27 protein-coding genes are annotated in these 26,456 nt (G+C 58.9%); 25 read left to right on the top strand and 2 right to left on the bottom strand.

Translation table 11 applies throughout. From position 1 onward, the window contains the following. The first annotated feature begins 18 nt into the window (after nt 1–18). The 15 genes from BMW97_RS17585 to BMW97_RS17515 all read left to right on the top strand — a co-directional run bounded on the left by BMW97_RS17585 (nt 19) and on the right by BMW97_RS17515 (nt 13,528). Nucleotides 19–660, top strand: a complete 642-nt coding sequence (locus BMW97_RS17585) for a TetR/AcrR family transcriptional regulator (protein WP_045907726.1) — start codon at nt 19–21, stop codon at nt 658–660. Between the two features lie 41 nt (nt 661–701). Beyond that, nucleotides 702–1,154, top strand: a complete 453-nt coding sequence (locus BMW97_RS17580) for a MarR family winged helix-turn-helix transcriptional regulator (protein WP_023293337.1) — start codon at nt 702–704, stop codon at nt 1,152–1,154. A gap of 84 nt (nt 1,155–1,238) precedes the next feature. Continuing rightward, nucleotides 1,239–1,667, top strand: coding sequence for an organic hydroperoxide resistance protein (locus tag BMW97_RS17575; RefSeq protein WP_008502092.1), 429 nt, complete (start codon nt 1,239–1,241; stop codon nt 1,665–1,667). A gap of 148 nt (nt 1,668–1,815) precedes the next feature. Further along, complete coding sequence (gene dnaT / locus BMW97_RS17570) at nt 1,816–2,361, top strand: primosomal protein DnaT (RefSeq protein ID WP_045907725.1); 546 nt, start codon at nt 1,816–1,818, stop codon at nt 2,359–2,361. Then, the gene (gene dnaC, locus BMW97_RS17565) at nt 2,358–3,095 is read left to right on the top strand and encodes a replicative helicase loader DnaC (RefSeq protein ID WP_008502094.1); all 738 of its coding nucleotides are present in this window, start codon (nt 2,358–2,360) and stop codon (nt 3,093–3,095) included. The genes dnaT and dnaC overlap by 4 nt, the downstream gene beginning before the upstream one ends. 83 nt (nt 3,096–3,178) lie before the next feature. After that, nucleotides 3,179–3,661, top strand: coding sequence for a YjjA family protein (locus tag BMW97_RS17560; protein ID WP_082087734.1), 483 nt, complete (start codon nt 3,179–3,181; stop codon nt 3,659–3,661). 270 nt (nt 3,662–3,931) lie between these two features. Then, nucleotides 3,932–6,223: a phosphatidylglycerol--membrane-oligosaccharide glycerophosphotransferase gene (gene opgB, locus BMW97_RS17555; protein WP_045907851.1), complete on the top strand. Its 2,292-nt coding sequence runs from the start codon at nt 3,932–3,934 to the stop codon at nt 6,221–6,223. 180 nt (nt 6,224–6,403) lie between these two features. Next, nucleotides 6,404–7,042 (top strand): EAL domain-containing protein, encoded by a 639-nt coding sequence (locus tag BMW97_RS17550; RefSeq protein WP_045907723.1) that lies wholly within the window; start codon nt 6,404–6,406, stop codon nt 7,040–7,042. Between the two features lie 178 nt (nt 7,043–7,220). After that, nucleotides 7,221–7,715 (top strand): Csu type fimbrial protein, encoded by a 495-nt coding sequence (locus tag BMW97_RS17545; protein ID WP_045907722.1) that lies wholly within the window; start codon nt 7,221–7,223, stop codon nt 7,713–7,715. 2 nt (nt 7,716–7,717) lie between these two features. Next, a complete protein-coding gene (locus BMW97_RS17540; RefSeq protein WP_045907721.1) occupies nt 7,718–8,494 on the top strand; it encodes a fimbrial biogenesis chaperone in 777 nt (258 codons plus the stop codon). Next, nucleotides 8,415–10,703 (top strand): fimbria/pilus outer membrane usher protein, encoded by a 2,289-nt coding sequence (locus BMW97_RS17535; RefSeq protein WP_254783060.1) that lies wholly within the window; start codon nt 8,415–8,417, stop codon nt 10,701–10,703. The genes BMW97_RS17540 and BMW97_RS17535 overlap by 80 nt, the downstream gene beginning before the upstream one ends. After that, complete coding sequence (locus BMW97_RS17530) at nt 10,694–11,650, top strand: Csu type fimbrial protein (protein ID WP_090393049.1); 957 nt, start codon at nt 10,694–10,696, stop codon at nt 11,648–11,650. The genes BMW97_RS17535 and BMW97_RS17530 overlap by 10 nt, the downstream gene beginning before the upstream one ends. Nucleotides 11,651–11,776: 126 nt before the next feature. After that, on the top strand, nt 11,777–12,517 hold the full coding sequence (locus tag BMW97_RS17525; RefSeq protein WP_045907718.1) for a winged helix-turn-helix domain-containing protein: 741 nt from the start codon (nt 11,777–11,779) through the stop codon (nt 12,515–12,517). 1 nt (nt 12,518) lies between these two features. Continuing rightward, nucleotides 12,519–12,992, top strand: a complete 474-nt coding sequence (locus BMW97_RS17520; protein WP_045907717.1) for a hypothetical protein — start codon at nt 12,519–12,521, stop codon at nt 12,990–12,992. A 29-nt stretch (nt 12,993–13,021) separates the two neighbouring features. Next, the gene (locus BMW97_RS17515; RefSeq protein ID WP_045907850.1) at nt 13,022–13,528 is read left to right on the top strand and encodes a GNAT family N-acetyltransferase; all 507 of its coding nucleotides are present in this window, start codon (nt 13,022–13,024) and stop codon (nt 13,526–13,528) included. A gap of 228 nt (nt 13,529–13,756) precedes the next feature. On the opposite strand, the gene tsr is transcribed toward BMW97_RS17515, so the two are convergent. Continuing rightward, the gene (tsr, locus tag BMW97_RS17510; protein WP_045335615.1) at nt 13,757–15,421 is read right to left on the bottom strand and encodes a methyl-accepting chemotaxis protein; all 1,665 of its coding nucleotides are present in this window, start codon (nt 15,419–15,421) and stop codon (nt 13,757–13,759) included. 83 nt (nt 15,422–15,504) lie between these two features. After that, nucleotides 15,505–15,945 (bottom strand): homoprotocatechuate degradation operon regulator HpaR, encoded by a 441-nt coding sequence (hpaR, locus tag BMW97_RS17505; RefSeq protein WP_045907716.1) that lies wholly within the window; start codon nt 15,943–15,945, stop codon nt 15,505–15,507. A gap of 270 nt (nt 15,946–16,215) precedes the next feature. Here hpaR and hpaG point away from each other — a divergent pair, with 270 nt between their 5' ends. The 10 genes from hpaG (at nt 16,216) to BMW97_RS17455 (ending at nt 26,439) form a co-directional block, all read left to right on the top strand. Continuing rightward, nucleotides 16,216–17,493, top strand: a complete 1,278-nt coding sequence (gene hpaG / locus BMW97_RS17500) for a 4-hydroxyphenylacetate degradation bifunctional isomerase/decarboxylase (protein ID WP_045907715.1) — start codon at nt 16,216–16,218, stop codon at nt 17,491–17,493. Then, nucleotides 17,490–18,956 (top strand): 5-carboxymethyl-2-hydroxymuconate semialdehyde dehydrogenase, encoded by a 1,467-nt coding sequence (gene hpaE / locus BMW97_RS17495; protein ID WP_045907714.1) that lies wholly within the window; start codon nt 17,490–17,492, stop codon nt 18,954–18,956. Before hpaG ends, hpaE begins: the two co-directional genes overlap by 4 nt. 2 nt (nt 18,957–18,958) lie before the next feature. Continuing rightward, nucleotides 18,959–19,810: a 3,4-dihydroxyphenylacetate 2,3-dioxygenase gene (hpaD, locus tag BMW97_RS17490; protein ID WP_014830538.1), complete on the top strand. Its 852-nt coding sequence runs from the start codon at nt 18,959–18,961 to the stop codon at nt 19,808–19,810. 9 nt (nt 19,811–19,819) lie between these two features. Continuing rightward, the gene (locus BMW97_RS17485; RefSeq protein WP_045907713.1) at nt 19,820–20,200 is read left to right on the top strand and encodes a 5-carboxymethyl-2-hydroxymuconate Delta-isomerase; all 381 of its coding nucleotides are present in this window, start codon (nt 19,820–19,822) and stop codon (nt 20,198–20,200) included. A 107-nt stretch (nt 20,201–20,307) separates the two neighbouring features. After that, a complete protein-coding gene (gene hpaH, locus BMW97_RS17480; protein ID WP_024908290.1) occupies nt 20,308–21,111 on the top strand; it encodes a 2-oxo-hept-4-ene-1,7-dioate hydratase in 804 nt (267 codons plus the stop codon). Nucleotides 21,112–21,120: 9 nt separating this feature from the next. Next, nucleotides 21,121–21,918, top strand: a complete 798-nt coding sequence (gene hpaI / locus BMW97_RS17475) for a 4-hydroxy-2-oxoheptanedioate aldolase (RefSeq protein ID WP_045907712.1) — start codon at nt 21,121–21,123, stop codon at nt 21,916–21,918. A 21-nt stretch (nt 21,919–21,939) separates the two neighbouring features. Further along, nucleotides 21,940–23,292 (top strand): 4-hydroxyphenylacetate permease, encoded by a 1,353-nt coding sequence (hpaX, locus tag BMW97_RS17470; RefSeq protein WP_045907711.1) that lies wholly within the window; start codon nt 21,940–21,942, stop codon nt 23,290–23,292. Next, complete coding sequence (gene hpaA / locus BMW97_RS17465) at nt 23,264–24,154, top strand: 4-hydroxyphenylacetate catabolism regulatory protein HpaA (protein ID WP_044597194.1); 891 nt, start codon at nt 23,264–23,266, stop codon at nt 24,152–24,154. Before hpaX ends, hpaA begins: the two co-directional genes overlap by 29 nt. Before the next feature lie 195 nt (nt 24,155–24,349). Beyond that, the gene (gene hpaB, locus BMW97_RS17460) at nt 24,350–25,912 is read left to right on the top strand and encodes a 4-hydroxyphenylacetate 3-monooxygenase, oxygenase component (RefSeq protein WP_008501307.1); all 1,563 of its coding nucleotides are present in this window, start codon (nt 24,350–24,352) and stop codon (nt 25,910–25,912) included. 17 nt (nt 25,913–25,929) lie between these two features. Next, nucleotides 25,930–26,439: a 4-hydroxyphenylacetate 3-monooxygenase reductase subunit gene (locus BMW97_RS17455; protein ID WP_045907710.1), complete on the top strand. Its 510-nt coding sequence runs from the start codon at nt 25,930–25,932 to the stop codon at nt 26,437–26,439. Nucleotides 26,440–26,456: the final 17 nt, after the last annotated feature.

The following is a 26,456-nucleotide window of genomic DNA, read 5'->3' as shown; positions in this document are numbered from 1 at the left end:
TGAAAATAAGGAAAGGATGTGGCTAACCCTGGCAGCGAACACCCCGAGCACAGTGAAGAATCCAGCCTGAAAGAAAAAATCTTTCAGAGCGCCATCGCGCTTTTTGCCGAGTACGGATTGAACGGTGCACGGATGGAGCAGATCGCAGAGAAAGCAGGCACCACCAAACGCATGGTGGTTTACCATTTCAAGAATAAAGAGAACCTCTATCTCCTGGTACTGGAACATGTTTACACCCAGATTCGCGCCAGTGAAAAAGCGCTAAGCCTGACGGGAATGCCCCCGGTCGAAGCGCTGGTCAATCTGGTTGAAGCCACCTTTGACTATCATGCCGGCCACCCTGACTACATCCGGATTATCTGCATGGAAAACATGCAGCGCGGCCGCTTTATGCAGCAGTCGAGCTATCTCCGCCAGGTCAATCGCAGCGCGCTCGACCTGCTGGAGGAAATCCTGCGCCGGGGGAAAGAAAAACAGCTCTTCAGTGAGACGGTTGACGCCCGCGATCTTCATCGTCTGATAAGCAGCTTCAGCTTTCACTACGTTGCCAACAGCTACACCTTTACGCTGCTGTTTGAAGAAGGCGCAGACGAACAGGCGCAGCGCCAGCACTACCGCAAAATGGCCGTTCAGGTGGCGCTCCGTTACACCTGCCCATAAAATTGCTTGCAATTAAATCGTACACTATCTATATTCATCTCATGAACGCGAAAACGAACGATGCAACCGCTGCGCTCAAGCTGGATAACCAGCTCTGCTTTGCCCTCTATTCGGCAAATCTGGCGCTTAACAAGCTGTACCGGCAGTTGCTGGCACCGCTGAACCTGACCTATCCACAATATCTGGTGATGCTGGTGCTGTGGGAGCAGGATGATATGACGGTGTCGGACATCGGTGAACGGCTGTTCCTTGACTCTGCGACCCTGACGCCGCTGTTGAAGCGTCTGGAAAGCGCCGGGCTCATCAACCGCCACCGTTCACGCAAAGACGAACGTCAGGTCGCCGTCACCCTGAGTGAAGCGGGACGTGAGCTCCAGCAGCAGGCTTTGGGTATCCCCCATGCGGTGGGGTGCGCAGCGCAGTGTGATACTGACACCCTGCTGGCGCTCAAACAGCAGCTCGAACTTTTGCGACAACAGCTACACCGCGCGTAACGCTATACTTTACGCGTGATTATTTACCCATATATATCGCACGCTATTTAATAGCACACGTTAAAACAAGATGAGGAACCTGCCATGTCTTTAGAAAAAGTTGTTTATACCGCCAAAGCAAAAGCCACCGGTGGCCGTGACGGTCGTGCCACCTCCTCCGATGGCGTACTGGACGTCAAACTGGGCGTGCCAAAAGAGATGGGCGGCATGGGGGGAGACGTGACCAACCCTGAGCAGCTGTTTGCCGCGGGCTACTCTGCCTGCTTCCTGGGCGCGATGAAGTTCGTGGCCGCACGCGACAAATTTACCCTGCCAAAAGATGCCTTTATTGAAGGCGAAGTGGGTATTGGCCCGCTGCCTACCGGTTTTGGTATTGAAGCAAAACTGAACATCCATGTTGAAGGTATGGATCCTGCGGAAGCTAAAAAGCTGGTCGATGCGGCGCACATTGTTTGCCCGTACTCTAATGCAACCCGCGGCAACATCGACGTCACGCTGAACATCATCGCGTGATAACTGCCTGACGGCGCTGCGCTTATCAGGCCTACAACTGTAGCCCCGGTCAGCGCAGCGCCGCCGGGGAAATCCCCTCCTTCCCTTTCCCCTCTCTGTGCTACCATAAGCCCATATCACGCCCGTAGTCATCAGTAGAGTAAGCGTTATGTCCTCCAGAATTCTGACTACCAGCATTGCTGGTATTGATGCCTTTATGCGCGACCCTCGCAGTGTGTTGACCCACGCCGAAGGGGGTACGGTTGCGGTTTTTGCCGACAACGCGCCAGCGTTTTACGCAATCACACCGGAACGTCTGGCACAGCTTCTGGAGATCGAAGCGCAATTGTCACGCCCGGCAAGCGATGTCACGCTGGATAACCAGTTCTTTGATGAACCGGTTAACGTTCCCGTGACCGTTCCGATGGGTAAATTTGCCCTCTATGCGGGCTGGCAGCCGGATGCGGATTTTCAGCGGCAGGCCGCGCTGTGGGGCATTGCGTTAACCCAACCCGCCACCGCGGAAGAGCTTGCCGCGTTTACCGCCTGGTGGCAGGCGGAAGGGAAAGTGTTCACCCATATTCAGTGGCAGCAAAAGCTCGCGCGTCATCTCCAGATTACCCGCGCCGGCAACAACGGCCAGCCAAAACGTGATATCAATGCGTTTTCAGAACCGGATAAACAGATCCCCAGCGGATTCCGAGGTGCGAAATGAAGAACGTCGGCGACCTGATGAAACGTCTGCAAAAAATGATGCCTGCCAACGTGAAGCCTGCTTTCACCACCGGTGAAGAGCTGCTGGCGTGGCAAAAAGAGCAAGGTAAGATCCGCGCCGCCGCGCTCGCACGCGAAAACCGGGCGATGAAAATGCAGCGCACCTTTAACCGTTCCGGTATTCGTCCCCTGCACCAGAACTGCTCGTTCGATAACTATAAAATTGAGACCACCGGGCAGATGAACGCGCTGGCCGCCGCGCGGCAGTACGTGGATGAATTCGACGGCAATATCGCCAGCTTCATCTTTAGCGGCAAGCCGGGCACCGGCAAAAACCACCTGGCTGCCGCCATCTGCAACGAGCTGCTTCTGCGCGGTAAATCGGTCCTGATCATCACCGTGGCCGATATCATGTCCGCGATGAAAGACACCTTCAGCAACCGCGAAACCAGTGAAGAACAGCTGCTTAACGATCTGAGTAATGTCGACCTGCTGGTCATCGACGAGATTGGCGTTCAGACGGAATCCCGCTATGAAAAAGTCATCATCAACCAGATTGTCGATCGCCGTTCCTCGTCCAAACGCCCGACCGGCATGCTGACAAACCACAACATCGACGAGATGACCCGCTTGCTGGGGGAACGCGTCATGGACCGCATGAAGCTGGGTAACAGCCTGTATGTCATCTTCGACTGGGACAGTTACCGCAGCCGCGTCACCGGGAAAGAGTATTAAGACAGTTCCAGGAATCGCCGACAGGTCGCAGGTATATACTGGAACCCCTTCGGCCCAAAACGGACCTTTTTGAGAGAGCCATGATGAAAAAACAGATTCTAATCAGCACCTTTTTAGGCGCGCTGCTGGTAACCGGTGCAGCGCAGGCGGCGTCCTGGCAGGAGTCTCTGTCAAGCGCAGCAAACGAGCTGACCAAAGAGAGCAGCAGCACGCAGGGCGGACTCTCCGCCTCTTCCCTCACCAGCCTGCTGGGCAACAGCGGTCAGAACCTGAGCGCGGGCACGATGAACAACGCGGCGGGGATTCTGGAATATTGCGCGAAGCAAAAACTGGCCTCCGTGACTGACGCGCAAAACGTGAAAAACCAGGTGCTGGGTAAACTGGGTCTGGATACCCAGGAGCAAAAAGCGGACACCAACTATATGGACGGCATTCAGGGCCTGCTTAACGCGCAGAACGGTCAGCAGCTTAACCTGAGCACCCTCGGCAACTCTTCTCTGGCCAAACAGGTGAAAACCAAAGCCTGCGATCTGGTGCTGAAACAAGGCGTTAATTTCATCTCCTGATCCACCCCATTTTCTGCCACAACACGCCGCGTTTAATGCGATAGTCTTGCAACGCGGCGCTAAATGAGCGTTTTTCCTGCCTGCCACCGTCTCAGCGTCCGTTTGTCAGGATGTGCACGTCTTCATAAAAACGATTTTCTAAACCAAATCCTAACAACAGCACACTTTCGTGACACTAAAATTGCAGCTTAACGACATCGCAATTACATTGTATGACCCAAAAAATAAACAGTTAGCCAGCGAAGCATCTGGCGTCACGAGGATATGCTGTTGTCTGAATTCCTGTCTCTTATCCTTTTTCTGGCTTCTGTCGGCGTTTACGCCTGGAAAGCCGGCCGTCACACCTGGTGGTTTATCGCCACGCTGGTGGTGCTCGGCATTTTTATTATTTTAAACATTACCTTATACGCCAGCGATTACTTTACCGGTGACGGCATTAACGATGCGGTGCTCTACACGCTGACAAACAGCCTGACGGGCGCGGGTGTAAGCAAGTACATTCTGCCGGGGCTCGGCCTTGTCGTTGCGCTGGTCACCATTTTTGGCGCACTGGCCTGGGTGCTGCGTCGACGTCGCCATCATCCGCACCATCATGGTTACAGCCTGCTGGCGTTATTCCTGGCGCTGGCCTCCGTCGACGCCAGCCCGGCGTTCCATCAGATCACCGAACTGGTGAAATCCCAGTCGCGCGATGGCGATCCGGATTTCGCGGCTTACTACAAAGAGCCGTCGAAAACGATCGCTAACCCGACGCTCAACCTGGTCTATATCTACGGTGAAAGCCTGGAGCGCACCTACTTTGATAACGATGCCTTCCCGGACCTGACGCCAGATCTGGGTGCGCTGAAAAATGAAGGTCTCGATTTCAGCCACACCATGCAGCTGCCCGGTACGGATTACACGATTGCCGGTATGGTTGCCTCCCAGTGTGGTATCCCGCTGTTCGCGCCTTTTGAAGGTAACGCCTCAGCCTCCATGTCGACCTTCTTCCCGCAGAATATTTGCCTCGGCGATATCCTGAAAAACTCCGGCTACGAAAACTATTTTGTGCAGGGAGCAAACCTGCGCTTCGCCGGAAAAGATGTGTTCCTGAAATCCCACGGTTTTGACCACCTGTACGGCTCAGAAGAGTTAAAAACGACGGTTGCCGATCCGAGCTACCGCAACGACTGGGGCTTCTATGACGATACGGTACTCGACGAAACCTGGAAGAAATTCGAGGAGCTGTCCCGCGCGGGCAAGCGTTTCTCTCTCTTTGCGCTGACGGTGGACACTCACCATCCTGACGGGTTCGTCTCGCGCACCTGCAAGCGCAAAAGCTATGACATTGATGGTAAAAACAATAAATCATTTAGCGCCGTCACCTGCAGTCAGGAGCACATTGCCGCGCTGGTCGAGAAAATCAAAGCCTCGCCCTGGTTTAAAAACACCGTCATCGTCGTCTCGTCTGACCATCTGGCGATGAAAAACAGCGCGTGGGACCAGCTCAACAAGCAGGATCGCAGCAATCTGTTCTTCGTCCTGCGCGGCGACCAGCCGCAGCAGGAGGAGATCGCCACCAAACGCAACTCCATGGATAACGGCGCCACCGTGCTAGACATCCTGGGCGGCGACAACTTTATTGGCCTGGGCCGCAGCACGCTGTCGGGGCAATCCCTGTCGGAAGTGTTCCTCAACATGAAGGAAAAAATCCTCGCCTGGAAGCCCGACATCATCCGTCTGTGGAACTTCCCGAAAGAGATGAAGGACTTCACCGTCGATCGGGATAAAAACACCATTGCCTTCTCGGGCAGCAACTTCCGCCTGCCGCTGCTGGTACGCGTGTCGGAGGGTCGCGTTGAGCCGCTGCCAGAAAGCGAGTATTCCGCGCCGCTGCGCTATCAGCTGGCCGATTTTGCGCCACGCGATAACTTCGTCTGGGTCGACCGGTGCTACAAAATGGGCCAGCTCTGGTCGCAGCCGCTGGCGCTCTCTACCGACTGGTGTGTTTCTCAGGGCCAGCTCGGCGGCGAGCAAACCGTGCAGCACGTGGATAAGGCAAACTGGAAAGGCAAAACCGCCTTCAACGATACGGTGATTGATACCGCGCGCTATCAGCGTAACGTCGACATGCTGAAAATCGTCGACAACGATATTCGCTACAAAGCGGACAGCTTTATCTTTAACGTGGCCGGCGCGCCGGAAGAAGTGAAACAGTTTAGCGGCATCTCGCGGCCGGAGTCCTGGGGACGCTGGTCCAACGCGCAGCTGGGCAATGAGGTGAAAATTGAGTACACCCATCCCCTGCCGGAACAGTTCGACCTGGTGATCACCGCCAGGGCCTATGGGCCGAATGCTAACAAGCCCGTCCCCGTGCGCGTGGGCGATCGGGAGCAGACGTTAACGCTTGGAAACGACGTGAGCACGCACACGCTGCATTTTGAGAATCCTTCACGCAGCAATACCCTGGTCATCGTGCCGCCGGACCCGCAGTCCACGAACGAGGGGAATATCCTTGGTCACTCACCGCGTGAGCTCGGGATCGGCATGGTCGAAATCAAAATCATCAGCAAAGCGGGTTAATGCGCGTCGCGCCCGGCGTTCTGCCGGGCGCTTATGAAAACAAATAATCCTATATAATTCTTATAAATTAGATAAAAACACTTTATATAAGCCATTTTTATCTATAAATATCCTGCCAAAAACCAAATCCATAAAATGTGCAGCTCCTGAAATCACCACGGAGCGTTACGCACGTTTATCATGCTAACCGGCTATAAGTTCGAATCCATCCGGGCACTGCGCAGTGAAAATGTGATTGCCTGGGAGGTATTGTCCACGGCAAAGCCCAACGTCAATCTTGAAGATTACTTTGGCTCGATGTCGGCGACGCAGCGTAAAGCGCACTTCTTTGCGCAGCTTCGTCACGCCATGTTTTGCAAGGATGGCGACAAGTATTATCTCAATGCGACATCGGATTTACTGCTGGAAACGGACTTCCTCGACAGGCTAAAAGAAGAAACCCCGTGCCCGGAGAGACTTGCTATCGAGATCACCGATCTCCATACGATGGTCCAACTCGACGATACGCAAAGCCGGGTGCTGCAAAAATGCATCGCGACGCTCCATCAGTGGGGGGTAGAAGTGTGGGCAGACGATGTCTGCGAAGACCTTCTTCCCGACCTGCTGACCAGCCAGATCCGCTTCTGCGGCATCAAAATTGACAAACATACCTTCTGGAACGGACGGACCGAGCAGGCGAAGTTTCTGCATCTCACCCGCGAGTGCAAGCGCGTCGCCAGCAAGGTGCTGATCGAAGGCATCGAAACCGCGGGTGATTTCGCGCTGGCCCGCGCCAGCGAGGCCGATTACGGCCAGGGCTATCTGTGGGGGAGAAAATGACCCCTTTCATTCCGAATGCTGGCGATCGGGTCATCGTTCTGCGCGGCAACGCCTGTTTATGGCCCTGCCCCACTTTTTGCTGCCACAACCTGGCGAAATGCCATCAAAAACGCTGCCTGCTGGACGCTCAGTCATTCGCTTTGTAATTGCACTGTTACTCACGTCAGGAAATAAGATCATGAAAATTATTCCCACCGTTGTATGTTGTTCCGCTCTCCTGCTTCCTGCTGCTGCGATCGCCGCAGACAGTACCGCAAGCGCGACGATGCACGTCTCACTTGAAGTCGTGAAGTCGTGCACCCTCAAAGCCAACGATCTTAACTTCTCGCGTCACGGCTCCGATGAGTCGAGCGAAATCCAGGCCAAAACGCAGGTCGATATCGTTTGTACCAACGGCACGCCGTTCACCCTCACCGCCACCAGCAACGACGGCGAAAACGGTACCTTCTGGCTGAAGCCGGAAAATGGCGAAACGGGCGCGCAGAAGATTGCGTGGAAGCTCTTTGCTGACGAAGGCAAACAGACGCAAATCACCGGTACGAATGGCCTGGACGATACCGGCAACGGAGCGGAACAGGAGGAAACGCTGTATGGCGTCATTGACGCCGGGGCGCTGACAACCGCCCAGGCAGGGAACTACAGCGACGATATCACGTTAAAACTGGAGTATTGATCGTGCGTCGTTACCTTCCCTGCTTCATTTTGTGGCTCATGATGCTGGCGCTGCTGTCACGCTACGCGCTGGCCGCCACGCTTCAGGTGGCCCCGGTAACGCTCGATCTGCAGAGCGACCAGCGGGCAGCGGCGGTCTATCTCACTAACAGTGGGAAAGCGGCTATCCATGCGCAGATTCGGGTGTACGAATGGACGCAAAAAAACGGTAAAGATGTGCTGGTGGCCACCGGGGAGGTGGTCACCAGCCCGGCGATGACATCACTGGCGCCGGGCCAGCAGCAGCTGGTGCGCATTATCGTCATGCAGCCCGGCAACCGTGCGCAGGAACAAAGTTACCGGCTGGTCATCGACGAACTGCCGGACGCCGCGTCCCGTGCCGCCAACCCCTCCGCGGTACACTTCCTGCTGCGCTACTCGATTCCGGTGTTTATTGCCCGGAACCAGAGCGCGCCCGTCAGCCACGATGCCCTGAGCTGTGAGCAGGCAGACATACCGGCCACTCTCCGCTGCTTTAACGCCGGAAACCGCCACATCCGCCTGAGCCACCTTGAGGCCCTGACGGCCGATAGGAAAGTTGTAGGGTCGATTAAAGGCCTGGCGGGCTATGTGCTCCCGGGACAAACCGCCCTTTTATCGCTCAAGCAGCCCACACGTCACGCGCTCAGCACGCTGCGCGTCTATCTCAATGATGACCATCATGCCAGCCAGATACCTCTGCGCCCGCTCGCTTCTCGCGCTCCTGTTTTGGCTACCGCTCATGCTGTCAGCCCGGACTGACCCCGCCGACACCGTGCAATGGCTGGCCATTACCGTGAACCACGCCCCGCGAGGCGAACTTTGGGCCTGCCGGGTGGTGGATAATGCGCTATGGATAAGCCGCAGCGACATGAAAAAGCTGGGGCTTCACGCCCCGGAGGATCGCGCCGGGTGGGTTGAGCTGACCTCCCTGCCGGGCCTGAAGGTCAATCTCGACGTGCTGTCCCAGCAGGTGTCAATTACCGCAGAGGCCGACGCGCTCGAAGGCCAGCAGCATCTGACCGTCTCAAAGCCCGCGCCGATGTACCGCTATCCCGATGCGCAGCCCGTCAGCGCCTATACGCTCGGATACGCGCTCTACGCCAGCGACGTACAGGGGAAGCGCCAGCTTAACGCCCAGACCATGCTGACCGCGTCCGGCGGGCTGCCCGGAACGTTCAGCAGCAGTTTTTCAAGCCATGCCGGGGAGGAAAACAGCGCCGGTCGACCGACCCACACGCGTCTCGAAACCCGCTGGCAGTGGGACAACACCGACTCGCTGACCACGCTGGCGCTGGGCGACAGCGTCACCACCGGTACCCGCTGGAGCCGACAGGTGCGCTTTGGCGGGCTGCACTGGGCACGTAACTTTGAGCTCAATCCCCAGCTCAATACCGAACCGCGCAGTCGCTACAGCGACACCGCCGTGCTGCCTTCCACGGTCGATTTGTATATCGACGGCCTTAAGCAGAGCAGCCAGCGCGTCACGCCGGGAGACTTTCTGCTGGATACCCTGCCCTCCTTCACCGGAAGCGGGCAGGCGGAGGTGGTCATTACCGATATCAACGGCCAGCGTCGCGCCGTACAGCTCGATCTCTACGGCGCGCCGGGCATGCTGGCGGAAGGGCTCAGCAGCGGTTCGCTGGACATCGGCTGGATGCGCGAAAACTACGCCCTGCATTCCGACGACTATGCCGCCTCGCCGCTGCTGGACGCGGGCTGGCGCTATGGGGTGAATAATCACCTGACGCTGGCACTGCATACGGAGCAGCAGCGCAGGCTGCACAACGTGGGCACGGGCGCTGACTGGCTGGTCTCCCCCGCCGTAGGGGTGCTCAGCCAGCACGTTGCCGTGAGCGACAGCCCTTACGGTCAGGGCGTTCAGTGGGGCCTCGGCTGGCAGTGGAACGGCAGAGGAACGGGCATTTCTGCCAGCACCGTCCGTACCGAAGCGGATTTCGCCGACAACGCTCGCATGAGCGGTGCCGCGCCCGTCAGGCGCAGCGACAGCGTGTGGGTAAGCCAGTCCATCCCCCATTTCGGTACCGTGGGCGCGGGCTGGGTACAGCAGAACATTCAGGGCAGCACAGAGCGTTACCTCAACGCCTCCTGGTCGGTATCGCTGCCGGCACACATCTCCACCACGCTGAGCTACACCCGCTCGTTTACGGATGCGTCGAGTCACGTTCAGCTGCTGTTTTCCGTCCCATTGGGTCGCGAGGACACGCTCTCCGCTCAGGCCAGCCGGGATACGCCGCGCATGGATTACCGCCACCAGCCGGACGATGAGGCCGGCGGCTGGTCATGGGAGCTGGGCCAGGGCTTTGGCGAACGACGTGAAAAATATGCGGACGTAGGCTATCTGGGCCGAGCGGGCGAATGGCACGTTGGGTTGCAGCAAGGTGCCAGCCAGGGCAACCAGTACGCCTCCGCCGAAGGTAGCCTGACGCTGCTGGACGGCAGCCTGCACGCGCTGCGCTACATCCAGCAGGGCATGGCGCTGGTCTCCACGCACGGTGTTGGGCACGTACCGGTGATGCTGGAAAACCGCCCGGCCGGTGAAACGGATGAGGACGGTTATCTCCTGCTGACCGACCTGCCGCGCTACCACAACAGCAAAGTCAGCATTAACCCGCTCGATCTGCCCGCCGATGTGATCGCCCCCGTCACCGACATGCATGCCAGACCGGGCAACAGCAGCGCGGTCAAAGTCGATTTTAACGTCCATCACGCCGTCACGGTTCAGGCTCGGCTGGTCGACGGCCGCCGCAGGCCGCTCCCGCTGGGCAGCGTCGTGTCAACGCCGCTGGGTGCCACCATCGTGGGACGCGACGGCTTTATCTGGCTTGAAAATCCGCCGCTGCCGGGTGAGCTGGTGGTGAAGACCGGTGAGGGGGAGTGCCGGGTCACGCTTCCGGCGCCGCGCACCGGGTCATCTATACAGAATATCGGAGAACAACTGTGTCACTAAGAGCGCCGTTATTATTGCTGCTCGCCCTGTCCGTGAAGGCGATGGCGGCAGCCTGCTGGATAACCTCCATGCCCGCCATTAACTTTGGCAACGTCGTGGCGGGCAATACCACCTCCGTCAACACCGAGGTCAAGTTTAGCTGCCAGGCCGACAACGAGGGCAGGACGGAATATATCAACGTCTGCCTGAGCAGCGTAGACGCCCCGCCCTTTGAGATGATCTCGCCGGGGGATCAGGAGGGGAAACAGTACACCCTCCTCTTCCGCCTGCTGAACGGTGCAGCGCGATCTCAGGAGCTGGGGCCTGCCAGCAGCGGGAACCTGATTCAGCAGACTCTGGCTGCGGAAAGCAATGCCAACGTCAGCGGTACCTTTCCGCTTATCGCCACCATTCCGGCAGGGCAAAGCCAGCTTCCGGCCTACCACTATTACAACTACAACATGAATCTGCGTATCGCCTGGCACAGCGCCCTGCGTCAGGATGCCCTGCAAAACTGCTCGGACGGTTCCGCAGAGGGGGAGCAGGTGCAGGGCGGCACCAGCGCGCAGGCCGAAATCAGCCAGGGATGCTACATCGAGCGCGTAACGCCCCTTAACTTCGGCACCCTGACCAGCACCGCGACCCTGCGTCCGACGCGTTCCACCGCCACCCTGACCACGCGCTGTCCGGCCGGAACCGCGTTCACCCTTGCCATGGGCAAAGGCAACCATGCCAGCGGTAACCAGCGGCAGCTCTGCAACAGCGAGGGCCAGTGCCTGCGCTACGGGCTCTGGCAGGATGAGGCGGCCACGCAACGCTGGGGAGATCAAAGCAGCGGCGATGCGCTGCAGGTCACCAATCCCGCTGGCGGCACCCAGAACTACACCGTTTACGGCGAGGTCCCGGCGCAGCCGCTAACCGGCACCGGGGAATTTATTGATGACGTGATTATCACCCTGACTTATTAAATCACCCAAAATCCTGTCTGGATCAATGTTATCGGTAACAGTGGCGTTAAAATAGCCAGCAGTGCTGCCCGGAAGGCGTAAGCCTTCTCTTTTTATTCGTTATCTCTGTTTTTATTACAAGAACTTATGAAATACCTGCTTGCTGACGCCATCGTCTACAACGACGAGGACGGTTCTGTTTCTCTTATCAATGCGCCGGATGAGGATGCGCAACTCCTCACCTGTACGGCCAATACCATCATGAAGCTGCTGGTTCAGCATCATGGGAACGTGGTTGAACGGGAAACCTTTCTCCAGGAAGTCTGGGATCGGCGAGGGCTCCAGGGGTCTAACAACTCCTTAAACCAGTACATCAGCATTCTGCGCAAGATGCTGGCGACACTGCTTCCCGACGCGCTGTTTATCGTTACCGTACCGAAAACGGGCTTTATGCTCAGCGCCGATGTCACGGTCACTCCGCTGGAGGAGGCTCCGCCGACCGCCGAAACGGCGAAACCTGCATGGCGCGTTCGCCCGGAATGGCTGTTCTGCGGCGCGCTCACGCTGGTCGTCGTTGCGCTATGCCTCTGGATCGCGCTCATCAAGCCGGAAAATTCACAGCGGGAGATCCATCTGCTGACGCACATTGGCACCTGTCCGGTCTACACCTTTACGCCGCTGGCGGACGTGTTTCACGGGAAGGCGATTACGCTGGCGCAAACGCTTCAGAAGGACGGCCATCTTCCGTGCCTGAAAAATTCAATTTTCTACATGCACATTCAGAGAACGCTTTTCTACGGCCACGAAGGGCGGCTGGTGCTCTCCCAATGTTCCCTCACGCAGGGTAAAGCCAGCGCCTGTCGTACGCTTTACTATTACGAGTGGTGATATGAGACACAAAAAAGTTTGGCTAATCCTGATCCTCAACCTGCTGCTGCTGGGCACCGTGCTGGCGTGGTACTTTCACACGCCCCCGCTGTCGGTGGCCTGTGACGGAAACCTGACCTTCTCCGACCGGCGCGACAGTCACGATTTCACCTTTGACGGTGAGATCATTATGCGTTTTCATCCCGACAAAACGGGGTACATCACGGTTAACGGCAGCGTGGTGAATGCCCCACGCAGCTGGGAGGTTTCCCGCCAGGAGATGTTTAAATGGCGTCACGTGGAGGGCGAACTGTATGAGATCGCTATTCAAAAAGTGGAGCGTTTTAGCCATGACGCCATGCCGCCCGGGGTCTTTGAAAAATACGTTGCCGGCCTGACGCTGGGCAATAAAAGGCTTCTGACGATCGAGCGCACGCCGGAAGACGCGCTGGTGATCAGCAATTTCTATTCGCCGGTGCTTATCTGCTCGGAATAATGTCGACGGGTCAGGTTATACTTGCCGCCATGACTATTCGCATTCGCCCCACCACCCGCAACGACGTTGCTGCCCTGTCCGCCATTGAACGCGCGGCGGCCGGGCGCTTCCGTGACTTCCCGGCACTCGCCTGGCTTGCCGACGGCGAGGTCATTTCCGCTGAGCAACACCTCGGCTATGTCGAACGTGGGCTAAGCTGGCTGGCGCTGGCAAACGACCACCCCGTCGGGTTTATCCTTGCCGAAGCCCATCCGTCATCACTGTTTATTGTCGAACTCTCGGTTGATCTGGACTGGCAGGGAAAAGGGATCGGCAGGCAGCTCATCGCCTGCGTGGCAGACCATGCCCGTAACAGAGGGCTGACAGCGCTGACGCTGACGACGTTCAGGGACGTCCCGTGGAATGCGCCGTTCTATGCACGGCTGGGGTTTGAAAAAATGACGACGCTGACGCCTGAACTGCGTCAGAAAAGGGAAGAAGAGACAGCGCACGGTTTCGTGTATGAAACGCGCTGCGCCATGCGCCTGCCTCTGTAATATCGCCCGGTGGCGCTGCGCTTACCGGGCCTACAAAACCCTGAACCGTAGGCCGGGTAAGGCATAGCCGCCACCCGGCAAAACCACGAACCGTAGGCCGGGTAAGGCGCAGCCGCCACCCGGCAAAACCACGAACCGTAGGCCGGGTAAGGCGCAGCCGCCACCCGGCAAAAGCCACGAACCGTAGGCCGGGTAAGGCGCAGCCGCCACCCGGCACAACTTACGGCGTTAGAACGTTTCCCAGTTATCACCTGCATCAGCGGTAACCGTTTTACGCGCCATCGCCGGTGCTGCAACGGTTTTCGCAGAAGCGAACTCGCGCGCTTTCATCTGCTCCTGCTGAATGCGGAACACCGCCACGGCCTGCGTCAGACGGCTTGCCTGCTCTTCCAGTGCGGCTGCCGCTGCGGCAGACTCTTCCACCAGCGAGGCGTTCTGCTGGGTCACGCGATCCATCTCTGCCACCGCCAGACCGACCTGGTCGATACCGCGGCTCTGCTCGTCAGACGCAGAGGCGATTTCACCCATGATGTCCGTGACGCGGGTGACTGCATTCACGATCTCACCCATGGTTTCACCGGCACTTTCGACCAGCGTTGAACCCACTTCCACGCGACCCACGGAGTCTTCGATCAGGCTCTTGATCTCGCGTGCCGCCTGGGCGCTGCGCTGGGCCAGGTTACGCACTTCACCTGCTACCACCGCAAAACCGCGGCCCTGCTCGCCCGCACGCGCCGCTTCTACCGCCGCGTTCAGTGCCAGGATGTTGGTCTGGAAAGCAATGCCGTCGATCACGCTGATAATGTCGGCAATTTTCTGCGAACTGCCCGCGATATCGCGCATGGTCTGCACCACGTTATCCACCACTTTGCCGCCTTTCTGCGCGGTTTCGGAGGCGCTCAGGGCAAGATGGCTCGCCTGACGGGCGTTTTCGGCGTTCTGCTTAACGGTCGCCGTCAGCTGCTCCATGCTGGCAGCGGTCTCTTCCAGGGAAGCGGCCTGCTGTTCAGTACGGGAGGAGAGGTCATTGTTGCCCATCGCGATTTCACTCGCGCCGCTGTAGATCGCATTCGCGCCGTTACGCACGTCGCCAACGGTACGCACCAGCTCGCCCTGCATATGGCGCAGTGAGTCGGCCAGTTCACCCATCTCGTTGGTGCCCTGAACTTCAATACGCTTCACCAGGTCGCCGCTGGCGATATGGCGAATGTTGTCGATCAGACGATTCAGCGGGGAGATCAGCGTCTGCTTGATGTTCAGCCAGACGGCCACGATCACCACCAGCACGGCAATCAGGACGCTGATCAGCACCCAGATAGCCTGGCTGTAGGAGCTGTTGCTGTCTTCGACCGCCATCTGGTACAGCTTGTCGTTCTGCTGCAGGTAGCTCACGTACTGCTTCTCAAAACCGTCCTGGTAACTCTGGGTCGGCTGGTCGAAGAAGGCGTTGATTTTGCCCGCGCCCAGCAGCTGGATCAGCTCCGCCAGCGCGCCGTGGTAAATATCATAGTTACGCTTGATCTCCATGGCATCCGCATCGCTTTGACGCGGATCGCGCGGCAGGGCTTCGTAGGCAGCCCAGTTTTTTTCCGCCTGTTTCAGAGACGCAGACGCGATTTGCATCAAATCGTTCACGGTCGCGCCGCTGCCGATATTGCTCTGATCCATCATGTAACGGATACCCGCGCGGTTCAGGGTATTACGGGTTTGCAGCAACGCTACCCAGCTGGCGTTCAGCGTGGACTGTTGCTGGCGAATGGTTTGCAGGACGGTGAAATTCTCTTTGTCATTCTTCAGAGCATTAAAGAAAAGACCACCGGATGTGAGTTGTAAAAGGCCAAATATCGCTAAAACCAGCATTAAGCTGGTGACAATCTTGATACGGTTTAACATGTTTTCTCTTTCCTCAGACAGATACAGAATTTTCGGCCTGGAAAGGGAAAACTTTACGAAATTCATCCTGGAATTTGTGGTTTTTACTCTTCATCCCGCGCTGCGTTATGACGGTTTCCGAGTTCAATAAACTCTTCCAGCAGCGCCGTCAGCTGTTTCATCTTCTCCGGCGTATATTCCGCCTCAATCTGCTGATACGCCTCTTCCACCTGCGCCTGGGCGTGCTCATACAGCGCATTGCCCTCTTTGGTCAGCGAGACGTACAGCTTGCGCTGGTCGTTCACCGGCTTTAAGCGCAGCACCAGACCGTCGCGCTCCATGCGCGTCAGGATGCCGGTCAGGCTCGGGCGCAGGATGCAGGTGCGAAACGCCAGATCGTGAAAATCCATCGACGGATGTTCAGCCAGCACGCGCACAATACGCCACTGCTGCTCGGTAAGATTATGGCGCTTCACAATCGGGCGGAAGTAGGACATCGCCGCTTCCCGCGCCTGCAGCAGCGCGATGGTTAATGAATCATGCATAGCCTGTTCCCTTCACATCATTAACAAGTAAACAAACACGAAAAGATGTTTTTATAAACAACACGTTTTCTGCCAAAAAGTCTAACAGAAACCCATTAATTTTATTAACCAACTGATTTTACTATGCATAAAAAAGAATATGTAAATTTATTGTTATTCATATCACAAATTTTTCACTTCTGATTGCGAAACAAACAGCAAAAGCATAAAACCAGATCATTAACATATTAATGAAATCCAAACCGGACCTCCGGCCTGAGGAGTATGTGAATGAAAGGTACCGTTTTTGCCGTCGCCCTCAACCATCAAAGCCAGCGCGAAGCCTGGCGTGAGGCGTTTGAAAAAGCCCCCTACAACACGCCGCCGAAAACGGCGGTGTGGTTTATCAAACCGCATAACACCGTGATTCGCGCAGGCGAGCCCATTCCGTTCCCGCAGGGGGAAACGGTGCTGAGCGGCGCCACGGTCGCGCTGGTGGTGGGCAAAACCGTCAGCAAGGTGCGCATGGAGGACGCAGCGGAATATATTGCGGGATACGCGCTCGCCAACGAGGTGAGCCTGCCGGAAGAGAGCTTCTACCGCCCGGCCATCAAGGCCAAATGCCGGGACGGATTCTGCCCGCTTGGCGAACCGGTCGCCGTTGATCACGTGGACAACCTGACCATCATCACCGAGATCAACGGCCGCGAAGCGGACCACTGGAACACCGCCGATCTGCAGCGTAACGCTGCCGAACTGCTGAGCGCCCTGAGCGAGTTCGCCACCCTTAATCCCGGCGATGCGATCCTGCTCGGTACCCCGCACAGCCGCGTTGAGATCCGCCCGGGCGATCGCGTGCGTATTCTGGCGGAGGGGTTTCCGCCGCTGGAAAACCCGGTGGTGGATGAGCGCGACGTCGCTAACACACACCGCACGCCGCCGCATGCCACGCTGTTTGCCCTCGGTCTGAACTATGCCGATCACGCCAGCGAGCTGGACTTCAAGCCGCCCACCGAGCCGCTGGTCTTTATCAAAGCGCCGAACACCTTCAACGGCGACAACCAGACGTCGGTGCGCCCGAACAACGTCGAGTACATGCACTATGAAGCGGAGCTGGTGGTGGTCATCGGCAAAACGGCGCGTAAGGTGAGCGAAGCCGAGGCGATGGACTATGTTGCGGGCTATACGGTCTGCAACGACTACGCCATCCGCGACTACCTGGAAAACTACTACCGCCCGAACCTGCGGGTGAAAAGCCGCGACGGGTTGACCCCCATTTCCCCCAACATCGTGCCAAAAGAAGCCATTCCCGACCCGCACAACCTCGCCCTGCGCACCTTCGTCAACGGCGAGCTGCGCCAGGAAGGCACCACGGCGGATCTGATCTTCAGCATCCCGTACCTGATCGCGTACCTGAGCGACTTTATGACCCTGCAGCCGGGCGACATGATTGCCACCGGCACGCCGAAGGGGCTCTCCGACGTGGTGCCGGGCGATGAGGTGGTGGTGGAAGTGGAAGGCGTGGGACGCCTGGTGAACCGAATTGTGAGTGAGGAGACGGCAAAATGAAAAAGATAAACCATTGGATCAACGGTAAAAACGTCGCGGGCAGCGACTACTTCCACACCACTAACCCGGCCTCCGGCGAGGTCCTGGCTGAAGTGGCCTCCGGCGGTGAAGCCGAAATCCATCAGGCCGTTGCCGCCGCCAAAGAGGCGTTCCCGAAGTGGGCCAACCTGCCGATGAAGGAGCGCGCGCGCCTGATGCGTCGTCTGGGCGATCTGATCGACCAGAACGTGCCGGAGATCGCCGCCATGGAAACCGCCGATACCGGGCTGCCGATCCACCAGACCAAAAACGTGCTGATCCCGCGCGCCTCGCACAACTTCGAATTTTTCGCCGAGGTGTGCCAGCAAATGAACGGCAAGACCTATCCGGTTGACGACAAGATGCTCAACTACACCCTGGTGCAGCCGGTGGGCGTCTGCGCGCTGGTGTCGCCGTGGAACGTGCCGTTTATGACCGCCACCTGGAAGGTCGCGCCCTGTCTGGCCTTAGGTAATACCGCGGTGTTGAAGATGTCCGAGCTCTCCCCGCTGACCGCCGACCGTCTGGGCGAACTGGCCCTCGAAGCGGGTATTCCGGCGGGCGTGCTGAACGTCGTTCAGGGCTACGGCGCGACGGCAGGCGATGCGCTGGTGCGGCATCACGACGTGCGCGCGGTCTCCTTCACCGGCGGCACCGCCACCGGACGCAACATCATGAAAAACGCCGGGCTGAAGAAGTACTCCATGGAGCTGGGCGGCAAATCCCCGGTACTGATTTTTGAAGACGCGGATATCGAGCGCGCGCTGGACGCCGCCCTGTTCACCATCTTCTCCATCAACGGTGAGCGCTGCACCGCCGGCTCGCGCATCTTTATCCAGCAGAGCATCTACCCGGAATTCGTCAAGCGCTTTGCCGAGCGCGCCAACCGCCTGCGCGTGGGCGATCCGACCGATCCGAACACCCAGATTGGCGCGCTCATCAGCCAACAGCACTGGGAGAAAGTCTCCGGCTATATCCGCCTCGGTATCGAGGAAGGCGCAACCCTGCTGGCGGGCGGCCCGGACAAACCGGTCGATCTGCCTGCACACCTGAAATGCGGCAACTTCCTGCGCCCGACCGTGCTGGCGGATGTTGATAACCGCATGCGCGTGGCGCAGGAGGAGATCTTCGGGCCGGTGGCCTGCCTGCTGCCGTTCAAGGACGAAGCAGAAGGGCTGCGCCTGGCCAACGACGTGGAGTACGGCCTGGCGTCGTACATCTGGACCCAGGACGTCAGCAAAGTGCTCCGTCTGGCGCGCAATATCGAAGCGGGCATGGTGTTCGTGAACACCCAGAACGTGCGCGATCTGCGCCAGCCGTTTGGCGGCGTGAAGGCCTCCGGCACCGGCCGCGAGGGCGGCGAGTACAGCTTCGAGGTGTTCGCGGAGATGAAGAACGTCTGCATCTCCATGGGCGACCATCCGATTCCAAAGTGGGGGATCTGAAAATGGGTAAATTAGCGTTAGCGGCAAAAATCACCCACGTGCCGTCGATGTATCTCTCCGAGCTGCCGGGTAAAAACCACGGCTGCCGCCAGGGCGCCATCGACGGACACAAAGAGATCAGCAAGCGCTGCCGGGAGCTGGGCGTCGATACCATTATCGTCTTCGACACCCACTGGCTGGTGAACAGCGCCTACCACATCAACTGTGCGGACCATTTTTCGGGCGTCTACACCAGCAACGAGCTGCCGCACTTTATTCGCGACATGACTTACGACTACGACGGCAACCCGGAACTCGGCCAGCTGATTGCCGACGAGGCGGTGAAGCTTGGCGTGCGCGCCAAAGCGCACAACATTCCGAGCCTCAAGCTTGAGTACGGCACGCTGGTGCCAATGCGCTACATGAACGCGGATAAGCACTTCAAGGTGGTCTCCATCTCGGCGTTCTGCACGGTTCACGACTTCGCCGACAGCCGCAGGCTGGGCGAGGCCATCGTCAGCGCCATTGAAAAATACGACGGCACCGTGGCGGTGCTCGCCAGCGGCTCGCTGTCGCACCGCTTTATCGACGACCAGCGCGCCGAGGAAGGGATGAACAGCTACACCCGGGAGTTCGACCGCCAGATGGACGAGCGCGTGGTGAAGCTGTGGCGCGAGGGTCAGTTCAAAGAATTCTGCAGCATGCTGCCGGAGTACGCCGACTACTGCTACGGCGAGGGCAATATGCACGACACGGTGATGCTGCTGGGCATGCTCGGCTGGGACAAATACGACGGCAAGGTGGAGTTTCTCACCGAGCTGTTCGCCAGCTCCGGCACCGGCCAGGTCAACGCCGTTTTCCCCCTGCCCGCCTAAGGAGCCACCATGCCGCACTTTATTGCTGAATGTACCGACAACATCCGCGAGCAGGCAGACCTGCCGGGGCTGTTCGCCAAAGTGAACGAGGCGCTCGCCGCCACGGGCATCTTCCCTATCGGCGGTATCCGCAGCCGCGCCCACTGGCTGGACACCTGGCAGATGGCCGACGGCAAGCACGATTACGCCTTTGTCCATATGACGCTGAAGATTGGTGCCGGGCGCAGTCTGGAGAGCCGGGAGGCCGTGGGGGAGATGCTGTTTGGGCTTATCAAAGCGCACTTCGCGGCGCTGATGGCGAGCCGCTACCTGGCGCTGTCGTTTGAGCTCGACGAACTGCACCCGACGCTCAATTACAAACAGAACAACGTGCACGCGTTGTTTAAGTAGACATCTTTTCCGCCCGGTGACGCTTCGCTTACCGGGCCTACAACGGCTCGAACGTAGGCCGGGTAAGCGCAGCGCCACCCGGCAACAGCCGCATGAAGGATATCGCCATGCTCGACAAACATACCCATACCCTGATCGCCCATCGTCTGCATCAGGCGGAACAGTCCCGGGAGCAGATCCGCGCGATCTCGCTGGACTATCCGGAGATTACGATTGAAGACGCCTACGCCGTCCAGCGCGAATGGGTGAGCCTGAAGATCGCCGAAGGCCGCGTGCTGAAGGGCCACAAGATCGGCCTCACCTCTAAAGCGATGCAGGCCAGCTCGCAGATCAGCGAGCCGGACTACGGCGCGCTGCTGGACGACATGTTCTTCCATGACGGCAGCGACATTCCCGTCGATCGCTTTATCGTCCCGCGCATTGAAGTGGAGCTGGCGTTCGTGCTGGCAAAACCGCTGCGCGGCCCGAACTGCACGATCTTCGACGTCTATAACGCCACGGATTACGTCATCCCCGCGCTGGAGCTGATCGACGCCCGCTGCCACAACGTCGACCCGGAGACCCAGCGTCCGCGCAAGGTCTTCGACACCATCTCCGATAACGCCGCCAACGCGGGCGTGATCCTCGGCGGCCGTCCGATTAAGCCCGACGAGCTGGACCTGCGCTGGATCTCCGCCCTGCTCTACCGCAACGGCGTGATCGAAGAGACCGGCGTGGCCGCAGGTGTCCTGAACCACCCGGCCAACGGCGTGGCGTGGCTGGCCAACAAGCTTGCGCCGTACGACGTGCAGCTTGAGCCTGGCCAAATCATTCTCGGCGGCTCGTTTACCCGCCCGGTGCCCGCCAGCAGAGGCGACACCTTCCACGTCGATTACGGCAACATGGGCTCCATCAGCTGCCGTTTTGTCTAGGAGAGCACGATGCAAAACGCATTTAAAGCGGCGCTGAAAGCAGGCCGTCCGCAAATTGGGTTATGGCTGGGGCTGACCAGCAGCTACAGCGCCGAGCTGCTGGCCGGAGCAGGATTCGACTGGCTGCTGATCGACGGCGAGCACGCGCCGAACAGCGTGCAGACCGTCTTAACCCAGCTGCAGGCTATCGCCCCTTATCCCAGCCAGCCGGTGGTCCGCCCGTCGTGGAACGACCCGGTGCAGATCAAACAGCTGCTGGACGTGGGTGCACAAACCCTGCTGGTGCCGATGGTGCAAAACGCCGACGAAGCGCGTCTGGCGGTACGTGCCACCCGCTACCCGCCTGCGGGCATTCGCGGGGTGGGCAGCGCCCTGGCACGCGCGTCGCGCTGGAACCGCATTCCCGATTACCTGCAGCAGGCCAACGACGCCATGTGCGTGCTGGTGCAGATTGAAACCCGCGAGGCGCTGAAAAATCTGCCGCAGATCCTGGACGTAGAAGGCGTCGACGGCGTGTTTATCGGCCCGGCGGATCTGAGCGCCGACATGGGCTTTGCCGGCAATCCGCAGCACCCGGAAGTGCAGGCCGCCATTGAGCAGGCGATCGCGCAGATACGCGCTGCCGGTAAAGCTCCCGGCATCCTGATGGCGAATGAACCGCTGGCAAAACGCTATCTTGAGCTCGGCGCGCTGTTTGTTGCCGTCGGGGTCGACACTACCCTGCTTGCCCGCGGCGCGGAAGCGCTGGCGGCACGCTTTATCGAAACACCGGTTACGTCAGTTCATAACAATAAATCCGTCTACTAAACGTAAGATCTGGAGCGCACCATGACGACCTCTACCCTGCAAACCCATGATAATAAAGCTGTTGAACACCGCGTCATTCACAAGCTGTTCCGACGCCTGATCGTCTTTCTCTTTATCCTGTTTGTCTTCTCGTTCCTCGATCGCATCAACATCGGCTTCGCCGGGCTGACAATGGGTAAAGATCTGGGCCTCACGTCAACCATGTTTGGCCTGGCCGCGACGCTGTTTTACGTCACCTACGTGCTGTGCGGCATCCCGAGCAACATCATGCTGTCGAAGATCGGCGCACGCCGCTGGATCGCCGGGATCATGGTGGTGTGGGGTGTAGCCTCCACCTGCACCATGTTCGCCACCAGCCCCGAAACCCTCTACGTCCTTCGCATGCTGGTGGGCATTGCCGAAGCCGGTTTTCTGCCGGGTATTCTGGTCTATCTCACCTGGTGGTTCCCGGCCTATCACCGCGCCCGCGCCAACGCGCTGTTTATGATTGCTATGCCGGTCACCATGATGCTCGGCTCGATCCTCTCCGGCTACATTCTGGCGATGGACGGACTGTGGAACCTCAAGGGCTGGCAGTGGCTGTTCCTGCTGGAAGGGCTGCCGTCGGTGGTGCTCGGCGTGGTGACCTGGTTTTACCTCAACGACACGCCGGACCAGGCCACCTGGCTGGATGAGGACGAAAAGCAGGCGCTCAAAACGATGATCGCCCGCGAGCAGGAGGTCGCGATTGCCCAATCCGTCACGCCGCGTTCGACGCTGCGCGAGGTGCTGACCCCGGCGGTGCTGCTCTACACGCTGGCCTACTTCTGCCTGACCAATACGCTGAGTGCGATCAACATCTGGACGCCGCAGATCCTGCAAAGCTTCAATACAGGCAGCAGCAACATCGTCATCGGCCTGCTGGCGGCGATCCCGCAGTTCTGCACCATCCTCGGGATGATCTGGTGGAGCCGCCGTTCCGACAGGCTGAAAGAGCGAAAAAAGCACACCATCCTGCCGTACCTGTTCGCCGCGGCGGGATGGATGCTGGCCTCCGCGACGGATCACAGCCTGATCCAGCTGCTTGGCATCATCATGGCCTCAACCGGATCGTTTACCGCCATGGCGATATTCTGGACCACGCCGGATCGGGTTATTAGCCTGCAGTCCCGCGCGGTGGCGCTGGCGGTGATCAACGCCATCGGCAACGTCGGCTCCGCCGTCAGCCCGCTGCTGATTGGGATCCTGCGCGACGCGACCGGCAGCTTCAGCTCGGGGCTGTGGTTTGTGGCCGGGCTGCTGGTGGTCGGCGCGCTGGTGCTGACGCGCATTCCGATGACGCAGCGGGATCAACAGAGGAACGATCATGTGCCAGAACCCTATCGCCAACATTGATATCAGCAAGGAGTACGACGAAAGTCTGGGCACCGACGATGTGCACTACCAGTCGTTCGCCCGCATGGCGGCCTTTTTTGGCCGCGACATGCAGGCGCATCGTCACGACCAGTACTTTCAGATGCACTTTCTCGATACCGGGCAAATCGAGCTCCAGCTCGACGATCACCGCTATTCGGTGCAGGCGCCGCTGTTTGTCCTCACGCCGCCGTCGGTGCCGCACGCGTTTATCACCGAATCCGACAGCGACGGTCACGTGCTGACGGTGCGCGAGGATCTGATCTGGCCGCTGCTGGAGGTGCTCTACCCCGGCACGCGGGAGGCGTTTGGCCTGCCGGGGATTTGCCTCTCGCTTGCCGACAGGCCGGACGAGCTGGCGGCGCTGAAGCACTACTGGCAGCTGATTGCCCGGGAATCCACGGAGCAGTTGCCCGGGCGCGAGCATACCCTGGTCCTGCTGGCGCAGGCGGTGTTTACGCTGCTGCTGCGCAACGCGAAGCTCGACGACCACGCCTCAGGCGGCATGCGCGGCGAGCTGAAGCTGTTCCAGCGCTTTACCCAGTTGATCGACACCCACTACCACCAGCACTGGACGGTGCCGGAATACGCCAGCGAGCTGCACCTGACCGAATCCCGACTGACCGATATCTGCCGCCGCTTCGCCAACCGTCCACCAAAACGCCTGATCTTCGACCGCCAGCTGCGGGAGGCCCGACGCCTGCTGCTCTTCTCCGACAGCACCGTCAGCGAGATTGCCTGGCAGCTGGGGTTCAAAGATCCGGCCTATTTCGCCCGCTTTTTTAACCGCTTAGTGGGGTGCTCGCCCAGCGCATACCGGGCGCAGAAAGTACCGGTTTCCTGAACGCATCACGGTTCGTAGGGCGGGTAAGCGCAGCGCCACCCGCCGAAAAGCCGCACAGATCACAAAACCACATCCCACCCGAAAAGTACCCGTCGTTGTCCCAAACGTCCCTTCACGTTACGTCCCTCTCAGGCTTCAATTAAACAACAAAAACAAAACATAAATTTAACAACACTATTCCGATACGAGGTCCCTATGAAGCCTGAAGAGTTCCGCGCTGATGCCAAACGTCCGTTAACCGGTGAAGAGTATTTAAAAAGCCTGCAGGACGGGCGTGAGATTTATATCTACGGCGAGCGCGTCAAAGACGTCACCACCCATCCGGCATTTCGCAATGCGGCAGCCTCCATCGCGCAGATGTACGACGCGCTGCACAAGCCGGACATGCAGGACACGCTGTGCTGGGGCACCGACACCGGCAGCGGCGGCTATACCCACAAGTTCTTCCGCGTGGCGAAAAGCGCCGACGACCTGCGCCAGCAGCGCGATGCCATCGCCGAGTGGTCGCGACTGAGCTACGGCTGGATGGGCCGCACGCCGGACTACAAAGCCGCGTTCGGTTGTGCGCTGGGCGCCAACCCGGCCTTCTACGGCCAGTTCGAGCAGAACGCCCGGAACTGGTACACCCGCATTCAGGAAACCGGCCTGTACTTCAACCACGCCATCGTTAACCCGCCGATCGACCGCCACAAGCCAGCGGACGAGGTAAAAGACGTCTACATCAAGCTGGAGAAAGAGACCGACGCCGGGATTATCGTCAGCGGCGCGAAAGTGGTGGCCACCAACTCTGCCCTGACCCACTACAACATGATCGGGTTCGGTTCCGCGCAGGTGATGGGCGAAAACCCGGACTTCGCGCTGATGTTCGTCGCGCCGATGGATGCCGAGGGCGTGAAGCTGATCTCCCGCGCCTCCTACGAGATGGTGGCAGGCGCAACCGGATCCCCGTACGACTATCCGCTCTCCAGCCGCTTTGACGAGAACGATGCCATCCTGGTGATGGATCACGTGCTGATCCCGTGGGAAAACGTGCTGATCTACCGCGATTTCGACCGCTGCCGTCGCTGGACGATGGAAGGCGGTTTCGCCCGCATGTACCCGCTACAGGCCTGCGTGCGCCTGGCGGTGAAGCTCGACTTCATCACCGCCCTGCTGAAGAAATCCCTGGAGTGCACCGGCACCCTGGAGTTCCGCGGCGTGCAGGCGGATCTCGGCGAAGTGGTGGCCTGGCGCAACATGTTCTGGGCACTGAGCGACTCCATGTGTTCCGAAGCCACGCCGTGGGTCAACGGCGCGTATCTGCCGGATCACGCCGCGCTGCAGACCTACCGCGTGATGGCCCCGATGGCCTACGCCAAGATCAAGAACATCATCGAGCGTAACGTCACCTCCGGGCTGATCTACCTGCCGTCCAGCGCCCGGGATCTGAACAACCCGCAGATCGACCAGTATCTGGCGAAATACGTGCGCGGCTCCAACGGCATGGATCACGTCGAACGCATCAAGATTTTGAAACTGATGTGGGATGCCATCGGCAGCGAGTTTGGCGGCCGTCACGAGCTGTACGAAATTAACTACTCCGGCAGCCAGGATGAGATCCGCCTGCAGTGTCTGCGCCAGGCGCAGAGCTCCGGCAATATGGACAAGATGATGGCGATGGTCGACCGCTGCATGTCCGAATACGACCAACACGGCTGGACGGTGCCGCACCTGCACAATAACAGCGATATCAACATGCTGGATAAGCTGCTGAAATAGCGCAGCGGGAGGTTTTCATGCAATCAGAACAACGCCTGCGTTTTCGCGACGCGATGGCCAGCCTGTCGGCCGCGGTCAATGTTGTCACCACCGAGGGTGAGGCCGGACGCTGCGGCATCACCGCCACCGCCGTCTGCTCGGTCACAGACACCCCGCCGTCGGTGATGGTATGCATCAACGCCAACAGCGCCATGAACCCGGTATTCCAGGGCAACGGCAGGCTGTGCGTTAACGTGCTGAACCACGAGCAGGAGATCATGGCTCGCCATTTCGCCGGGATGACCGGTATGACGATGGAGGATCGCTTTGCCCTCTCCTGCTGGCAGAAAGGCCCGCTGGCGCAGCCGGTGCTCAAGGGCGCGCTGGCCAGCCTTGAAGGCGAAATAAGCCAGGTGCAAACCATCGGCACGCATCTGGTTTATCTTGTTGAAATTAAAAACATCATCCTGAGTGATGCGGGCCATGGCCTGATCTACTTCAGGCGACGTTTCCACCCGGTCATGCTGGAGACGGAAGCCGCCGTGTGATCTCCCTCGCGCTGGCC

This window comes from Enterobacter sp. NFIX58 (assembly GCF_900110475.1).
GTDB classification, from domain to species: domain Bacteria; phylum Pseudomonadota; class Gammaproteobacteria; order Enterobacterales; family Enterobacteriaceae; genus Enterobacter; species Enterobacter quasiroggenkampii.
The sequence above is the reverse complement of the archived record's forward strand: the minus strand, read 5'-3'. Positions and strand labels throughout refer to the sequence as shown.

What these genes read in the sequence shown, in the direction of transcription:
- BMW97_RS17580 (WP_023293337.1), top strand. Translation starts at nt 702, where the DNA reads ATGAACGCGAAAACGAACGATGCAACCGCTGCGCTCAAGCTGGATAAC.
- BMW97_RS17575 (WP_008502092.1), top strand. Translation starts at nt 1,239, where the DNA reads ATGTCTTTAGAAAAAGTTGTTTATACCGCCAAAGCAAAAGCCACCGGT.
- dnaT (WP_045907725.1), top strand. Translation starts at nt 1,816, where the DNA reads ATGTCCTCCAGAATTCTGACTACCAGCATTGCTGGTATTGATGCCTTT.
- dnaC (WP_008502094.1), top strand. Translation starts at nt 2,358, where the DNA reads ATGAAGAACGTCGGCGACCTGATGAAACGTCTGCAAAAAATGATGCCT.
- BMW97_RS17560 (WP_082087734.1), top strand. Translation starts at nt 3,179, where the DNA reads ATGAAAAAACAGATTCTAATCAGCACCTTTTTAGGCGCGCTGCTGGTA.
- BMW97_RS17550 (WP_045907723.1), top strand. Translation starts at nt 6,404, where the DNA reads ATGCTAACCGGCTATAAGTTCGAATCCATCCGGGCACTGCGCAGTGAA.
- BMW97_RS17545 (WP_045907722.1), top strand. Translation starts at nt 7,221, where the DNA reads ATGAAAATTATTCCCACCGTTGTATGTTGTTCCGCTCTCCTGCTTCCT.
- BMW97_RS17535 (WP_254783060.1), top strand. Translation starts at nt 8,415, where the DNA reads ATGCCAGCCAGATACCTCTGCGCCCGCTCGCTTCTCGCGCTCCTGTTT.
- BMW97_RS17525 (WP_045907718.1), top strand. Translation starts at nt 11,777, where the DNA reads ATGAAATACCTGCTTGCTGACGCCATCGTCTACAACGACGAGGACGGT.
- BMW97_RS17520 (WP_045907717.1), top strand. Translation starts at nt 12,519, where the DNA reads ATGAGACACAAAAAAGTTTGGCTAATCCTGATCCTCAACCTGCTGCTG.
- BMW97_RS17515 (WP_045907850.1), top strand. Translation starts at nt 13,022, where the DNA reads ATGACTATTCGCATTCGCCCCACCACCCGCAACGACGTTGCTGCCCTG.
- tsr (WP_045335615.1), bottom strand. Translation starts at nt 15,421, where the DNA reads ATGTTAAACCGTATCAAGATTGTCACCAGCTTAATGCTGGTTTTAGCG.
- hpaR (WP_045907716.1), bottom strand. Translation starts at nt 15,945, where the DNA reads ATGCATGATTCATTAACCATCGCGCTGCTGCAGGCGCGGGAAGCGGCG.
- hpaG (WP_045907715.1), top strand. Translation starts at nt 16,216, where the DNA reads ATGAAAGGTACCGTTTTTGCCGTCGCCCTCAACCATCAAAGCCAGCGC.
- hpaE (WP_045907714.1), top strand. Translation starts at nt 17,490, where the DNA reads ATGAAAAAGATAAACCATTGGATCAACGGTAAAAACGTCGCGGGCAGC.
- hpaD (WP_014830538.1), top strand. Translation starts at nt 18,959, where the DNA reads ATGGGTAAATTAGCGTTAGCGGCAAAAATCACCCACGTGCCGTCGATG.
- BMW97_RS17485 (WP_045907713.1), top strand. Translation starts at nt 19,820, where the DNA reads ATGCCGCACTTTATTGCTGAATGTACCGACAACATCCGCGAGCAGGCA.
- hpaH (WP_024908290.1), top strand. Translation starts at nt 20,308, where the DNA reads ATGCTCGACAAACATACCCATACCCTGATCGCCCATCGTCTGCATCAG.
- hpaI (WP_045907712.1), top strand. Translation starts at nt 21,121, where the DNA reads ATGCAAAACGCATTTAAAGCGGCGCTGAAAGCAGGCCGTCCGCAAATT.
- hpaX (WP_045907711.1), top strand. Translation starts at nt 21,940, where the DNA reads ATGACGACCTCTACCCTGCAAACCCATGATAATAAAGCTGTTGAACAC.
- hpaA (WP_044597194.1), top strand. Translation starts at nt 23,264, where the DNA reads ATGTGCCAGAACCCTATCGCCAACATTGATATCAGCAAGGAGTACGAC.
- hpaB (WP_008501307.1), top strand. Translation starts at nt 24,350, where the DNA reads ATGAAGCCTGAAGAGTTCCGCGCTGATGCCAAACGTCCGTTAACCGGT.
- BMW97_RS17455 (WP_045907710.1), top strand. Translation starts at nt 25,930, where the DNA reads ATGCAATCAGAACAACGCCTGCGTTTTCGCGACGCGATGGCCAGCCTG.